The organism is Novipirellula herctigrandis (assembly GCA_007859835.1).
GTDB classification, from domain to species: domain Bacteria; phylum Planctomycetota; class Planctomycetia; order Pirellulales; family Pirellulaceae; genus Novipirellula_A; species Novipirellula_A herctigrandis.
This window is the reverse complement of record SJPJ01000001.1, coordinates 2,191,433-2,206,189: the sequence shown is the minus strand read 5'-3', so window position 1 is coordinate 2,206,189 and position 14,757 is coordinate 2,191,433. Positions and strand designations below refer to the sequence as shown.

Genomic DNA, 14,757 nt, shown 5'->3' with positions numbered 1-14,757 from the left:
AACGTAATTGATGTGACCGCACTGCAAGTCCATCAGCCCAAACACAGAAGCCACCTCAAAAATGAGGTGGCTTCGATGAACAACAGTGACGAGAAGGTTTTCTTTAGAACTCGGATTCTATCGTCTCTTTGGAAGCACGGGTTCCCAATGACCCCCACAAACCGAATGGACTGGCGTTACCCGGTTGAGGATACCCATTACCATAGCGGACTTTTGGTGAATTTTTGTTGCCCGATTCAATACTTTCGGTGATGAACTTAACCGCTCCGTCACCCATCAGAACGTGAACGCCACCTTGGTGTCGGCTCGAGGCACCAATTTCACCCGAGCTGGAATCGCCGCCGCCCAAACAAACAGGCGAATTTGGCGGCAAGATTGTAACGAAGCTGGTGTAAATCGGGGCACCGTCTGCCCAGCGTCCGCCGCGTGTTTGGTTGCCGCTCATGACATTGTTTGCGGTTGGCGACCAGAATTGAGGGCGAAGTGGGTCAACGTAACCTTCGCATGGTAGCGTGCCACCGTGCATCGCGCCCCAATCGTTGGAGCTTCGTGGTGCAGTTCGCGTGTCCCGATCGCCGAGATCCGTTGCCAATTCGGCTGCCATGATCGTGTTAGCCAAGCCGTCTAATGTGTCGCGGAAACTAGTATATCGCCGATTGATGAACATACCTCGACAAGATCCCATCGCATCCGCTTCGATCCCGGTAGACCACTGGTTATTCGTAAAGTTAATAATTCCGGTGTCAACACGGTGAGTGGCGTCGCCGATACAAACCCCATAGTTGGCACGTCCCATTGTTCCAGCGCCGACGCCAGGATCACTTGGGCAGCGAAGTGTAGGAATATCCGTCATCCAAGGCGTATAGCCGGTTGTCCATGGAGCTGGGCCCATGGCTGGCCACGGATCTGTAGGTACGCCATCCGCCAACGGATTGGAGATTTGTTCCCACATCGCTTGTTGTTCAAAGAAGGGTAGCAGCGGGATCAGGTACGACAATCGGAAACGGTTGTTACCCTGTCCACTAATGCGATAAGTCCCTCCGGAATTGACACCCGGAGCGTTTAACTTTCCGTATTGATAAGTTCCTCCTAATTGCATTGGCAACTTATTGTATGCGGAATGATAGTTGTGAAATGCGAGTCCAAGTTGCTTAACATTGTTGCTGCAGCTCATTCGTCGAGCCGCTTCACGTGCAGCCTGTACGGCAGGCAGCAACAAGCCTACCAGCACGCCGATGATGGCGATGACGACCAAGAGTTCCACAAGCGTGAAAGCACGACGTGGAGGGTTTTTTAAGTTCATATTAGTACCTTTTGAAACAGTTATATCATTACGTTAAAGGAGCGACACTGATTGAGCATCGCGAGTACAAAGCAAGGAAAATCGGGACATTCAAAATTGATTAGATCACTGGTAATTCTTGGCGTCTTCCTCCATTTGCTTGTCGTAATCATCATAGACAGCTTGCTGCTCTGCTTCGGAGCGAACATCGGTCACGACAACCGCTTCACGTTCCGAGCATCCTGGCGCAGCTGCAAAAATCCCCAATAACAATAGGCTTTGCAAAAACAGTTTGGTCAATTCAATACTCCTCGTTGGTAAATACTTCAATCAAAAAACACGTCGACCATATGGTGCCGGGTGATTCACTCTTTTCACCATGGATGACACTGTTACCCAAAGTGAATTTGTCACTCTCCAATATCTAGGTTGCACAAAACACTTTTCTAGGACTTACAGTCCTGCTCGCATCCGCCCTTGCTCAAGTTTGTTGAGCATACTTGAACTTCCTAAAGATACGTGACAGTGTGAGCCACATATAACAAGGGGGCGGGCATAAATGCTACTTCCTGAGTTGTTGTTTAGCAAGTTAGCTTCTCTGTAAATCGCATACCACCAATCTCACTTCGTTTTCACCCAATAGAGGGTGTGCCGTTTAAGTGGAGATGATTTTGGCTTTTGTTAACAAAGCGGTGGTTTCTCAAAGGCAGGTGCTTGGCAAGAATCGTAACGATCCAATGCAGTGGAGGTGATAGTTCTTAAACCTCCAGACGCGCTCATGAGTTCCGAGGGAAAAGAGTTTTTTCCAAACAATATTTAGATGCCGCGAGCCGGTGGGTGCATCCGCCGAGTCCGGTTGGCGGAGTACAGGTTCGTCGCGTTTTCAAATTAATAACATCGGCAACGATCGGTCCCGATATTAGCTAAGCCATGTGAAACGTTTGCCGGTGCTTGTGTCGTCCGGCGTCTAGATGGTGAGCAATGATTGAAGAGATAGAGAGTGGAGGGTTTTCGTTGCGCGTCGATACGCCCGAAGTAACCCACCAAGACGCTCACGTTTTATCCGGCGAAATGTATGGTACTACAAATACTTGAGAGTCCTTGGTTTGCTCTGTTTTGTACCGGTTCAGTGTTTTTGTATCGCACGCTATCGTCGGTGATTTCTAATCGGAAAGACGATAGAGATCACGATGAAAGATGTGGCAACATATCTAAGATTGTTTGAGGCGGAACTTCGCCATTGGAGTAGCTGGGTGGCCAACCAGAACGGTGATGTTGAGGTCGATTTTCTGACATGCGGCATGAAGGCAGAGGATTACAGAATCAAGAGCGAGAAAGTGATGACTGTGGGTGCCCCCCAGATCGGTAGGCCAAGTTCGTACTCGTTGCCTCTGGGATCAACATCAGGCATCTTCCTGGGCTGTAGAATAAATGTCATCGGAGTCGAAGGGTGACCCAATTTCGTACGACCGTTTGTTTGAATGATCGTGCTTGTGGCCGTTTCCGTGACGAAGAAAGGGGGGGACGCTAACGCAGAACCACATCTCATTTCGGCTGAGTGTTCGGGCGTGACCGTGTGGCTTCAATGTTTCCAAGTGCTTTTACGGCTCTGCTTGAATCTTTTTGATGCACCCCTTGCTGGATCGATAGATTCGTTTGTCCCATGAACTGAGCTGCTACGCCAAACTCCATTTTTGGCGTGCCGGATTCGTGAGCACCAAGGTCTGGCTGGTTCTCGTCGATAGCCTCACAGAAATTCGGGATGACAACCCCTGCATCAATACCTTTGCTCTGTGGTGCCAACTGGAACATGCCCATTTTTGTTTCGGGATCAAAACCTACCCCTTGGGCGTATTGCGGTATCCCCATTTGGCCCTGTGCTTCATGGGTCTCCGGTACAGCAGCCGACCAGAGGTCATGATTAAAGTCGTTATCAACATGACGGTTGTTGTCGGCGATACTACGGCGATCTTCCTGGCGAACGTGAAGAATGTTGTTACGCGTGGTGCAGTGTTTGATAATCCTGCTGTCGCCACCCAATCCGCCTGCGCCGTTGTTGTCTTTCTGGAAAATGGTGTTGTTGAAAAAGTACATGTGGCCCGTCATCCAATTCTCGCCGCCCGCGTAGCCCATTTTGATGAACGGTCCGTGCGTCATGTCCCAGCTGCTGCCCGGCGGGCTGAAAGAACTTCCTGATACATTCCGCCATACGTAGAGCGGGCCTATGGATACTGCCGCGTTAGCGATGGGGATGAGTACCTGTTCGGCATAGTTGTTCCATATCCGAACGTTCTGATCGCCACCCTCTGCTTCAATGCCGTCGTCCCAGCAATTGGCAATGTAGTTGCAGTAAATGTCGCTGTCAGCTCCAGGGAAACCCCGATAGCCGCCGTTGGATCCAGCCCCCATTGCGTCGTTGAAGTAATGATTCTCATCCGACCAACACTCGTTGTATCGAATGACGTGGTTTCCCGCAGAGTTCCAAAATACGACCGTTTGTGGTCCTCTTGGGTGCGTCGATTCGGCGTGTTTCTCGGCCCAGCTGTTGGTGTCCCACGAAGGGTGGTGCAGCTTGCAGCGTTGGATAATGACATTATGGAGATCCTCGTTGTTACTGAAGACGCAGGCCTGGTAGTTCTTGCCCCACCCCTTTTCGCTCTCGCTGCCCCATTTGCTGATGTCACAATCTTCGATGACGATGTGATGGCCGCTGAAGATCCGGATACCATGTTCTTTCACATTCTTAATAGTGAAGCCGCGAAGGATGACGTAGCTGCCTTGCACAGCGATACCAATATCGTCTTGATTGTCTGTGTCGATCGTGCAGCCCGTGCCGTCGTATAGTATGTAAGCACCCGGGCTACCGGATTGGTCGATCCCAAGCGTCGCGTCGCGATCGGCAACCTTGACAGTCGATTGCACGGGGAAGGACTCGGTCCACGTCGTTCCTTGGCATTCGGTCCGCTGCCCAGTCTGTTCGAGGGATAGTTCGATATCGTAAGTCGTTCCCGGTGCCAGATTCACCAGACTGCCTCGGTAATCGGCTTTGCATTCCGGCGTGTCCACAGGATGGTAGCGCAGTGGAAGGCCGGCCAACCATCGTTGTTGACCGCTGCGACGATACCTCACCCTCACCTGGCGTTCCTCGCTTCCTTCCGATGGCGACCAGTAGATGCCAATACAGTGGAACGTCGGAACCAAAACGACGCCGCTCTCTTCATGGGGCTGCGGATCCGTGTCTGGATTTTTCGCGTTTACAGTCAGAGTAATCGTGGTAATGAAGGCGAAGATCATGAAGTGTTTGGTTGTGATCTGCATGATGTCTTCCTCGATTCGTAATCGTACTCGCTGTCACAGCCAACTTCAACGATCACCGACCCCACAGCTTACGGCAGCAGCAGCAGGAGGTTACTTTTCAGTTGTCGACTCTACCTTTTTTAGCGAATGCCGAATTGCTCCGAGTAGCTTTTTGGATGCATTGACGGAAAAACGATAGGTATCGACTTTGTCTTTGGTCTTGTTTTCCAGTTGAAGAAATCGCTGGCCTTTTTCGGATGCAAACGTCACCGCCCAGTCAGCATCCTTGAACCCCGTTTTGATTTGGATTCGCTTTTCCTCAGGCTCCGCCTTCAACCCATTCTCGAAGACTTTGATGAATTCCATCGTTTGGTTTTTGTTCATCATCAGCATTCCGCCCGCTTGCGGCGTTGTTTCACTGGGTTTTTTCGGAACCATCAATGAGATTTGGACTGACGGATCAAACCCCTCCCAATTGGTCGGATTTACATGGGTATAGCCGGTTCGTGGTAGCCCCATATGAACGAACGGAGATGGGTCACCAAGCCAGCTTGCGTCTCCGACGACAACCGAATGAATGCTCGGGTCAAAGGTATCGTCATTGGGATCCCAATCAGCAGCGAGCAGGGATCCACGAATCATGCAGAGTATCAGTAAGCAGCCAATCATGCGTTTCACAGAACGCTCCTTGTTTCGATGTGGAAATGGTCCAAAGAAGAGATTCAGAAGAGACTCAAACGTCGATGCGATCCCCGACAGTCCACTCTCGACAGTCCACTCTCGACAGTCCACTCTCGACAGTCCACTCTCGACAGTCTACGCGAACTTCAGAAAGAGAGTGCCGGCGAAGCCTTCGACGTTTAACAAGGATAGACAACACCGTGACCCGGTCCAATAGGCTTCTGCAATCCAAGATCGCTTTTTTAGGTATGCAATTCACCGACATTGGTTCGTTTCTCGGTTGAGCGAACGCCTTTGCATACGGATCCCGAATACCAGCATCGTCCTAAGCGAGAATGGCAAGTAAGAAGCAGGATACCCCGCCGGAGTCGATGCTTAAGGGTTGCCGCCAGAGTTTGAGGCTGCCCCGTGCGCGTGTGAGTGAGCTTGCAAACAGGACGACCTTGTCGATCTGGGAACTCGCTTTCCGCTACAATTGAATGCATGCGCTGTGTGATGGCACAGAATGATGACACAACATGGTCAAGTTGTGATTCAGAGAATAGGGAACTGCTGATGAGATTCGAGAATCTATTGGTTGCGATGGCGATCCTAACGACCCCCTTCGTTCCGGCGAATGCTGTCGATGGTTTGGGTATTTCCAGTTGGTCAGGATGGCGTCCGGGGCAGATTTCACGCTCAGACTGCCCCGAATTACGTAGCGTTCCGCTGATCCTGAACTGGGGGAAATTAGAGCCACAACCGAATGAGTATGAATTCGATCGATACATTGGAAATCCGTTGCGTGAAGCAGCAGAAGACGATCTGTATGTGACCTTGATGGTTTGGGTTCGGCCGGGAACGCCTGAGTGGCTCTTTGAGATGGGCGTCCCGCGAGTGTACACCGATCGTGAGGTCGATCCGCTCGGCCAAAAGATGAGCAAAGAAGATAATCTGCATCCCTACTACCTGCACTCTGGGTATAAAAGACGATTTTTCCAGCTGATTGATGCCTTCGGTCAGTATGTCAGCGAGTTACCCAAGGAGTTGCGTGATCGAATTGTCTTCGTCCAGAGTGCCGAAGGTTCGACTGGTGACGGCCAACCCTATAAAGGGGATCCGCTTGAGAAACGCTATGCGATTTCAAAGAATGTGTGGAACGAATATCGAAAGGAAACTTGGATACGATATCAAGCGGCATTTCCCACAATCCCCATTTTGGTCAACTCCGATGCAAACACGTCTGGGGAGATGGACTGGATGTTGGACCATATGGATGTCATCGCGCTGAAACATGGCATGTTCAGCCACGGCTATCACGTCAGCGACAACAAACAACGACTGGAAAGATTTACGGCGTTGGAAGCCGCCGCCAAAAAACGTGGCGTGCCCATTTTGACACGTGGGGAAATGGATGGCGAGATGTTCGTGTACGAATGGTCGACGCGAAACATCCCGCAGGCACTTTACTGGTCTGGTTTATTCGCCACTCATTGCCGGCTCGACATTTGGAACATTCCCAGCAAGGCACTGCATAATAGGGCCAACGCCCCTGCTTTTGACTTCTTCAATAATTATGCTGGACAACACGATCCGTCAACTTCGCTGCGGGCCTTTTGCGCCCTGCGAGATGGCCTAGACGCTTCGGATTTCCAGCGATTTTCGGCCACGGAGTTCGGCGGCAAACCGGGGAAAAAACGGGACGTCCAGCGTTACCTCAATATTGCCGAGTCGTTCGCCCCGTATGGTGCGCAAATGGACGATCCGAACAAGGCTCTGGGTGGCGGCATGATCAATCGGAAACGTAACGGCTACAACGATATCGGCTGGGGAATTCTGGCGGGCAACTACTGCCGTTTTCTGGTACAGGTCGAACCCGGTTCCGGTGATGTGGGCCGCTGGCACATCGACGATTCCATCTACGGTCGTTTTGCGAGAGCTTTTGAACACACCTCTGGCAAAACACAAATGCGTTTCGAACTGGATAAGAATTTCCAAGGTGAGACATTCAAAATCAACGTGACCTATCTCGACCAAGGTCGTGGCGTCTGGTCTCTTACCACTTCCGATTCGTCCAAGAAAGAATTGGTCCACAACAAAGACAGCGGCCAATGGAAAACTGTTGCGGTCGACATCCCCCGCAAGCAGTTTGGGGACACGCAACTGTTGCTGAATTACGAAAGTGGGGAGGACACGGTCTTTCACATGATCGAAATCGAACGTGGTGATGGTGAAGCCGGTATTCATGGGGGCTAATACGCGGTCATGATTGGTGAGGCTGGTATGTCGCTATTAATTCGCAACATCCGAAAAAGCGACTATGATCAACTCTTCGAGTCTGAATGGAGGGCGACTGCCAGTGTATAAAAACAAAGGGTTTGGCATGAGATGCCTGTGCTTACTGTTCACGATTCTGCTTTGCTCTGCCACTCGGTATGTGGTTGCGGAATCCTATCATGTATCCGCGAACGATCCCGACGCATCGGATGATAACATCGGAGCGTTCGACAGGCCCTGGGCGACAATCTCTCGGGCCGCTGATGTTGCGAATCCTGGCGATGTCGTGATCATCCACGCCGGTGTTTATCGGGAGCAAGTTCGACCGAAACGCAGCGGCACGCAATCCCAACCGATCTGTTTCGCTGCCGCCGATGGTGATCAAGTTGTGATCAGTGGAGCCGACGTGATTACCGACTGGGAACCGGCCGCGGATGGCATTTGGAAAAAGAGAGATTGGTGTTACCAATTTCGAACCCATCCAAACGATGACTTTCACCGGCTGATCGGACGTTGCGAACAAGTGGTCGTTGATGGAAGTTTACTCACGCAGGTCGCCACCATGGACGACATGCGATCCAATACGTTTTGCGCAGCGACCGACGAGGAAACGCTGTACGTGCGATTGTCCGGCGATGCCGACCCAAACGAGCATTTGGTCGAGGCGAGTATTCGAACCCAGTGCTTTGGGCTCGGGTATAGTGACGATGGGATCGATCATATCCAGCTTCGTGGTTTGACCATCAGGCATGCGGCCAATACGGCTCAAAATGGTGCGCTGTATGCCAAAGGCAACGATTGGCTCGTCGAAGATTGCACCATCGAGTGGACCAACGGCACCGGCGTCGCGTTTCGCGGTGATGACATCACGCTTCGGCGCGTTCGCTCCCATCACAATGGCCAACAAGGCGCACGCGGGTATGGACGTGGCTTTCTGCTAGAAGAGGTCGTGCTGGATCACAATAACTTGAAGGGTTTTGACCAGGGCTGGGAGGCGGGCGCAATCAAAATCAGCCGTGCTCGTGACGGAATTGTCCGTCGCTGTCGAGCTGAATTCAACAAAGGTAACGGGTTTTGGTTTGATATCGACGTCCGCGATGTGCTCGTTGAGGATTGTGTCGCCAGGGACAACGCCAGGAATGGCATCTTTGTAGAGATCAGCGGTGGGTTTGTGATCCGCAATAATCTTTGCGTCAGAAACGGACTGGACGGCAAATGGGGACGAGGCGGAATCGGGATCGCCGAAAGCGATGACTGTCTCGTCGAACGCAATACTTGCATGGAGAACGCTAACGGCATTGCGATTCGAGAACAGGGACCTCGCAAGTTTCCCGATATGGACGGCGTTCCGGTTTCCTACCACGTACATGACTTGGTCATTCGTGACAATGTTTGCGCTTCGAACACGGAGTATCAGGTCGGATATTGGTATGACAACCCGTTCTTCGGACCACACTCATCCTCGGATCAGGATGCGAAGCAGCAGGCCTATGATCCGGACAAGATGGCAATCCGGTTAGAACACAATCTCTACTGGTGGAAAAGCCCGCAGCGGTTGGCCGTGCTTGGCGTTCCTTGGAGGCCGAAACACAAGAAGTACGACGAGCTTGCCAAGTGGCAACAAGACCGTGATCAGGATCGTTGGTCGATAGTTGCCGATCCCGATTCCCTTCGTGAGCCAGCGCAGTTTGGATCGTCGCTAAGCTTGCAAGAATCGGATTCGCAGTATCGACCTAACAATACGATCATTCTGGCTTGCGACCGCAACGATGGATCGCATCTTCATGTTCAGAACATCCACACGACAATCGAACCTCAACAGAGGTTCGTAAAACGCGATGGGAAATGGATTGGTGTTGAACCCGATTGGGAGGGCGAGTCTTACAACGTGCAAACGCATTATTTGCCCGCATGGTCGATCGAAGTGCACTACAACGACGACGGAGTCGATGCCCAGGGAACGTGGAAACACTCCCGACTAACCGGTAGCGACTATGCCGTATTTGTGGGCAAGCATGTCCCCGCCGGGCTCTCACTACCAATTGGTTATGCGACTCGCGACGAGCCTGGCTGCATGCTGTCTCGCAAATTCGATCCCGATCGTGACGCAGTCAACTTTCCTGGTCACGAATGGCACACGCAAGATTGGGACTTTGTGGAAGCAAAGATGACGTCCATTTTGAATTCCAAAGGAATCCGCCAGCCATGGAAACTTCACCGCCGCCGGACGCTTGTCTCGACGTTAGCCAATTGGATCAAGGACACTCGTTTGCAAACGCATGCGGTCGAGAAGAATTTGCATCCGGTCGATTTTCTCGATGGCGAGAGCGGGTATTGTGGCGGTGCGGCTAATACCTTGGTCGCCATGTGTTCGATCCTGCAAATCCCGGCGCGGTACATCGGTACGTGGGATCACGGGTTGGTGGAATACCAGGATGATGACGAGACATGGCGGTTGGTGGAGAACCAACCCGATGTCTTTTTGACGCAGACCGAGCAGGATGATGGGGCCAAACAGGCCGATGGGGATGACGAAAAATCAAGGCTTCGGCAAGCTCGCAGCATCAACGCTGTGTACGACGTTGGTTTGATCGATGTCCTGGCCAATCCTGCTGCGTTGGGGCAACCGGAGTTGCCAAAGCTCGGTTGGTACTACAACTGGAGTTGCCCGTTTGTTTACGACGAACAAGGTGTGAGAAAGGATGCGGATCTGTACTGCCGTCCGCAATCGCTCCACGATTGGGTCTTTAATCTGTACACCGGCTACGGAGGCTATGAGAGCAAGTACATCCACCGGCGCGGCTTTTTCATGGCTGAACGATTCAATAGTGTTTATGAATTGGCGGCACTTTATTCGCCGCGTCGCCAAGACCTTCCCTATGTATGTGCCAAGCGAGATAAAGACAACAACATCATCTACCTGACGCCTTTTCGAGATAGCTACTATCAGGACTGGGACAACAAAACGAGAATCGACTCCGGCCCTGGCAATGCCGTCCGGCAACAATTCTATCTTTCAGATCTCGATGGTGTGAGTAAAGTGATCGCTGCCATCATGCTTGGGCCCGATGGACGAGTCGATCACTTAATACCAGCGGATGGAGGCGACTGGTACTACGAAGTGAACGGAAACCGATATCCGTTGAAATCGCATGGTGGATTCAATGTTGAGCCAAACTACAACGGAACAGGGATGACGGTGCACAAGTTCGAGATTGTTCGATCGGACTTGAAATTTGCAGACCAACTTTGATGTGCTTCACTGCTGTGGAGTCACCAGATCACCAAGGTCAACGATTTCACCGGGTTTGGGTGTGATTGGAGCGAATGCTTCGCCAAGCAGTGGCCGAGGGTAGTAGCTGTTGTATGTCTTGCGCATCCATTGGCCTGAATAAGTTTCACCCGGCGTCACTCGCAACGCGAACGTTCCTTTTTTGACTTGATCGGTGTTGCGAATGTAGTTGCCTAGAAACGTGTGCGGGGCGACAGCACCATCCACCAAAATTCCGAAGTCGCGGGAGGTTTCGCCGTTGCGACCGATAATGCGGCCACGAAGCGTCGCAGCAGGTTTCATGACAACCGTCAGTGGTTTGTCCGTCAGTGTCGTTTGAAGAGAACCGATCAAGCCGAGTTCGTCGTGATGAAACTGAAAGAATTCGGATCGTTCGTGGTGCAAACCATGCAGAGCAAACGTGGCGGGCAACTCCTTTTCGTTGTACTTTGTGAGTTGTCGATGAACTCGAGCACCTGCTACTGGATGGCCCGATTCGTCGACAAGAGTGACGTTTGGGGGATCGTCTTTGTGGATCGTCGCGGATAGTTCGAGTGTTTCCTCGGGACTTCCCCCCCTCGTCAACACGACTGCAGCCATGTTGAGCTGGCTGATTTTTTGGTTTTTTGCGGGCGACAAGCGTGGCGTCGTGATGATCCCAGGTTGCGTGATTTGCCAATGATCGCCGTAAGCATATCTGGCTTCCTCGGCCGTCCAGTCGGTGCGGCCTGGTTCAAAAAACTCTTTCGGATTGACCATCGCTGGGCGGTCGCGGCGACTGCCGCGTTTGACGATCACGGCTCCTGGTCCATTGGGAATGATCCCTTCGTAAACACCTGGTTGAACTCGCACCGCAGCGTCAAACCGGTTGGTCACTTGATGAAGTGTTGTATCGGGAACACGTTGCACGGTGATGGAGTAGACTTCACGGTCGATCGGCGCTCCCTCTGCGTCCAGGAGCTTCAGTCGATAAGGCACCGCGGCTTGAACCTTCAAGCGATTTTTCCAGTCGGGGAAAAGGGTGAATCTCTTGGATACGATTGGCGCATGGAAAGAACCGACCAACGCGACGTCGTAACCAGGGTCGTGATAGTCAGGGCCGAGGCCCGAGATGGCGAATCGTCCCTCGTCATCCGTGACAAATTTCTTGCCGGTCATTCCGTCCGAAGCGTTGTGATTGGCAAGGGCCACCGTGACACCACTGGCGGGAGGCCCGTTCCCAAAACCAAGGCCGATGTTTACTTGACCCCGAAGCGTGATTCCAGCAGCCAATTGGTACGTGAAGCTAGATCCCCTCAGCACCACACGAGGCTCTTCCTCGAACTCGTTCGCTGCTCGGATAACGTCCTCCATTTCACGCACGCCGACACTAAGCTTGGTCAATCGAACGTCGGGATGGGAGATCTCCATCTCGATCACATGATCCTTGGGCAATCCATCGAATACGAAACCGCCTTGTGCGTCAGTCGTGGTCTGCGTGGTCAGGCCGGGAATTAGCCACGGTCGATAAAACGTTTCTTGAAAGTTGGTGGAGTAGCCAAAGAAGCTGGGTTTTTGGTTGCGCAAGAATTCGCAGTGCTTGTCCAGATCGCGGTCTCGGGGCGTGTTGATTGCAGTTAGCGTGACTAGCGCGTCCGCCAAAGGTTTGCCCTCCGGTCCCACCAATGATCCACGCAGTAACGTGGGCTTGGTCATGTGTATGGCGACGTCCTTCGAGATGTGGGGATTCCAATGCGAACGCAATCCCCGATCCTGGCCCCACGTTTTGATCCATCCCGGAGTCAAGCCATCCTTGGTGGCGACTAGAAGTGCTTCCCACCGCTTTTGAACGCCCGATGCCGGAGTCCATGTTAAATCTGAAGCATGGAATTCGAACCGTCCCAAGTGATCGGTCACCGCACGCACATTGCCAAGGTCCTTGACCGATACGTCGTTCGCTTTTCTGATTTCGAACAACTCAATGTTACTGGCTGCATAGACGTGTGCCCCAGCGAGGGGCTGTCCATCGGGCCCGAAGACCATCCCGCGTTGAAGCGTTGGGTCTTCCTTGTCAACCTTCGGAACCTCAGTCCAAGCGATGCTGTTGTTCACTTCGGGGGCCTGCCCACCGGTTTCATCTTTCGCCCCAACCGAACAGCAAACACAACATAGAAATAAGTGAATCCCAACAACCAAACAAATCATTGGCTTCCGCATCATTGGCACCTTAATCAGAGACAAGTCCAGTGGATGTCAAACCGAACCTAACCGGCATGCCACCAATCATACCGGTTCTGGATTGGTGTTAGAAGGAAAACGCCGAAACTTCTTCGGCATCGTTCCTTGGTCCGGCCTTCAATGCCAATTCGTCTGCCCGACCTGCGCCCACGAGTGGTCGATGGTCTTGGTGGATGTCGGAACATTCATTGGATCATCGATCGCATTGCTTCGGCAAAGCCTTTGCCAATCTGCGCCATGATTCCTGCGGAGCCCAGGTAATGGAATTCAAAGTTCGATGTGCTTTGTCTGAGAATCTGTAGCTCGCGTTCATCAAAAGTTTCTGCGTAGATTTTTTCGATCCTTGCCTGGCCAATGTCGCGGCTTAGCACGCCTTGTTTCATCTCGGCATTGATCTTGTCTGTCTTTGCCTTGAGTAATTTTTCACGGTCTCTCAATTGGGTCACTTCCATGTCCCAGTAATTTTCTGTTAGCACCGCAATCACGTTGCCTTCAAATTCGGGCATGGTTGCGGGGGCTGCCATTGCATCACGAAAATTCTGGTGGATGGCTTTGTAACGTTTCTGGTCCGGACCGTAATGAGATGTAGCGCCACCGACGCCCATCACACCAATCACAACTGGAAGACGGGGGACGTCGAGGTCATTGCGGATATCACGGATAAATTGCGACAGCAGTTGGCTGTATTGGTCGTATCCACCCGACTTTTCTCGGCTGGGATAGCTGCCGCGATCAACCATATCGTTCCAACCCTGAAACCAGACGAGCCCCGACAACTCATAGCCCTGATCTGTGTCGTATTCGGGATAGACCGTTGCGATGTCGGCCAGAACCGCTTTCACATGGCCTAGCATTAAACGGTAGTAGTGCCCTGTACCAGCTACCTTGTCCGCCTTTATTTGGGCGATGTCCTTGCCCTGTTTTTTGAAGTCAGCTAGCTGGGTCTCGTTGAACTCGTAGTCACCGGCACTCGGCGGACGGAAGTCGGTATGCAGACTCTTGCCGCCCCACGCCGTTTTGATGATCAGAATTGGTTCGTCGAGAAGCGTTTCCATCGTGAGCCCAAACGTGAATTCGGGACCGATTTTTGGCCCATTCGTGTTGGCTCCAAAGCCTACCGTTAGTCGGCCCCTTTGTTCTTCGTTCGCCGAGCCGATCGACGAAATCCAAGTCTTTTGGCAGGTTCGGTCCGTGCCGTCCGCATCACGCATCATGTCTAATAGTGGTGCTGTTTTCGGATTAAGACGCATGGCATCTATCGTGCGAACATGTGCGTGACCTTGCATGTTCGATTGACCCGCAAGAATGAACACCCTCAAAGGCTTCTTAGCGGGATTTGATGTCTCGTTTGCCTGGCACTTTTGTGAGGCGAACAACATTGCGACGAGTGTGATGAACAGAATGGGTATCTCGCGTCTTCTAACAGTTGTCATTTTCAGCCTTCAATCGTGAGTGTATTAGCGCAGCGTCTAGGACCTTCATCAATGCAGCGGTCACATGCCTATTGTTGCATCCGATCGGGGCGGCGGATAGCCAAGCATCGGTCGCCTGTCATCCAAGGGATTTGCTCGACTCATCGATCAATCGCCCCATACTCAAAATAGTCAATTCGCACTTCTGTGTTACCAAAAGTCAACAGGCCCGGACGAAGACCGTAGAAACTACAAAACGGATGGATTGTCGAAGGTTATTGTGGAGAATCGGCGATCAAGGAGTCGACTCGGCGATCGATCCTTGTTACGCGTGTCACTGC

8 protein-coding genes are annotated in these 14,757 nt (G+C 52.1%); 2 read left to right on the top strand and 6 right to left on the bottom strand.

Going from position 1 to position 14,757, the window contains the following annotated elements; all coding sequences use genetic code 11:
• Window positions 1–103: 103 nt before the first annotated feature.
• From CA13_RS07870 to CA13_RS07860, 4 genes are all read right to left on the bottom strand, one after another.
• Entirely contained in the window at window positions 104–1,303 is a 1,200-nt protein-coding gene (locus CA13_RS07870) for a DUF1559 domain-containing protein (RefSeq protein ID WP_146395375.1), read from the bottom strand.
• A 105-nt stretch (window positions 1,304–1,408) separates the two neighbouring features.
• A complete protein-coding gene (locus tag CA13_RS34850) occupies window positions 1,409–1,582 on the bottom strand; it encodes a hypothetical protein (RefSeq protein WP_419194066.1) in 174 nt (57 codons plus the stop codon).
• A gap of 1,245 nt (window positions 1,583–2,827) precedes the next feature.
• Entirely contained in the window at window positions 2,828–4,600 is a 1,773-nt protein-coding gene (locus tag CA13_RS07865; protein ID WP_146395374.1) for a right-handed parallel beta-helix repeat-containing protein, read from the bottom strand.
• A gap of 90 nt (window positions 4,601–4,690) precedes the next feature.
• Complete coding sequence (locus CA13_RS07860; protein ID WP_146395373.1) at window positions 4,691–5,257, bottom strand: hypothetical protein; 567 nt, start codon at window positions 5,255–5,257, stop codon at window positions 4,691–4,693.
• A gap of 558 nt (window positions 5,258–5,815) precedes the next feature.
• On the opposite strand from CA13_RS07860, the gene CA13_RS07855 reads away from it, so the two are divergent.
• Together CA13_RS07855 and CA13_RS07850 are read left to right on the top strand one after the other, a co-directional pair.
• Entirely contained in the window at window positions 5,816–7,495 is a 1,680-nt protein-coding gene (locus CA13_RS07855) for a hypothetical protein (protein WP_146395372.1), read from the top strand.
• 127 nt (window positions 7,496–7,622) lie between these two features.
• Complete coding sequence (locus CA13_RS07850) at window positions 7,623–10,769, top strand: right-handed parallel beta-helix repeat-containing protein (RefSeq protein ID WP_419194065.1); 3,147 nt, start codon at window positions 7,623–7,625, stop codon at window positions 10,767–10,769.
• Window positions 10,770–10,775: 6 nt separating this feature from the next.
• Here the strand turns inward: CA13_RS07850 and CA13_RS07845 are convergent, their stop codons facing one another.
• Window positions 10,776–12,986, bottom strand: coding sequence for a hypothetical protein (locus CA13_RS07845; RefSeq protein WP_146395370.1), 2,211 nt, complete (start codon window positions 12,984–12,986; stop codon window positions 10,776–10,778).
• A 203-nt stretch (window positions 12,987–13,189) separates the two neighbouring features.
• Window positions 13,190–14,437 carry a sialate O-acetylesterase gene (locus tag CA13_RS07840; RefSeq protein WP_146395369.1) on the bottom strand — a complete coding sequence of 416 codons (1,248 nt, stop codon included), beginning with the start codon at window positions 14,435–14,437 and terminating at the stop codon, window positions 13,190–13,192.
• Between the last annotated feature and the right edge of the window lie 320 nt (window positions 14,438–14,757).

Coding starts and splice junctions, on each gene's coding strand:
- CA13_RS07870 (WP_146395375.1), bottom strand. CDS start 1,303: ATGAACTTAAAAAACCCTCCACGTCGTGCTTTCACGCTTGTGGAACTC.
- CA13_RS07865 (WP_146395374.1), bottom strand. CDS start 4,600: ATGCAGATCACAACCAAACACTTCATGATCTTCGCCTTCATTACCACG.
- CA13_RS07855 (WP_146395372.1), top strand. CDS start 5,816: ATGAGATTCGAGAATCTATTGGTTGCGATGGCGATCCTAACGACCCCC.
- CA13_RS07850 (WP_419194065.1), top strand. CDS start 7,623: ATGAGATGCCTGTGCTTACTGTTCACGATTCTGCTTTGCTCTGCCACT.
- CA13_RS07845 (WP_146395370.1), bottom strand. CDS start 12,986: ATGATGCGGAAGCCAATGATTTGTTTGGTTGTTGGGATTCACTTATTT.
- CA13_RS07840 (WP_146395369.1), bottom strand. CDS start 14,437: ATGACAACTGTTAGAAGACGCGAGATACCCATTCTGTTCATCACACTC.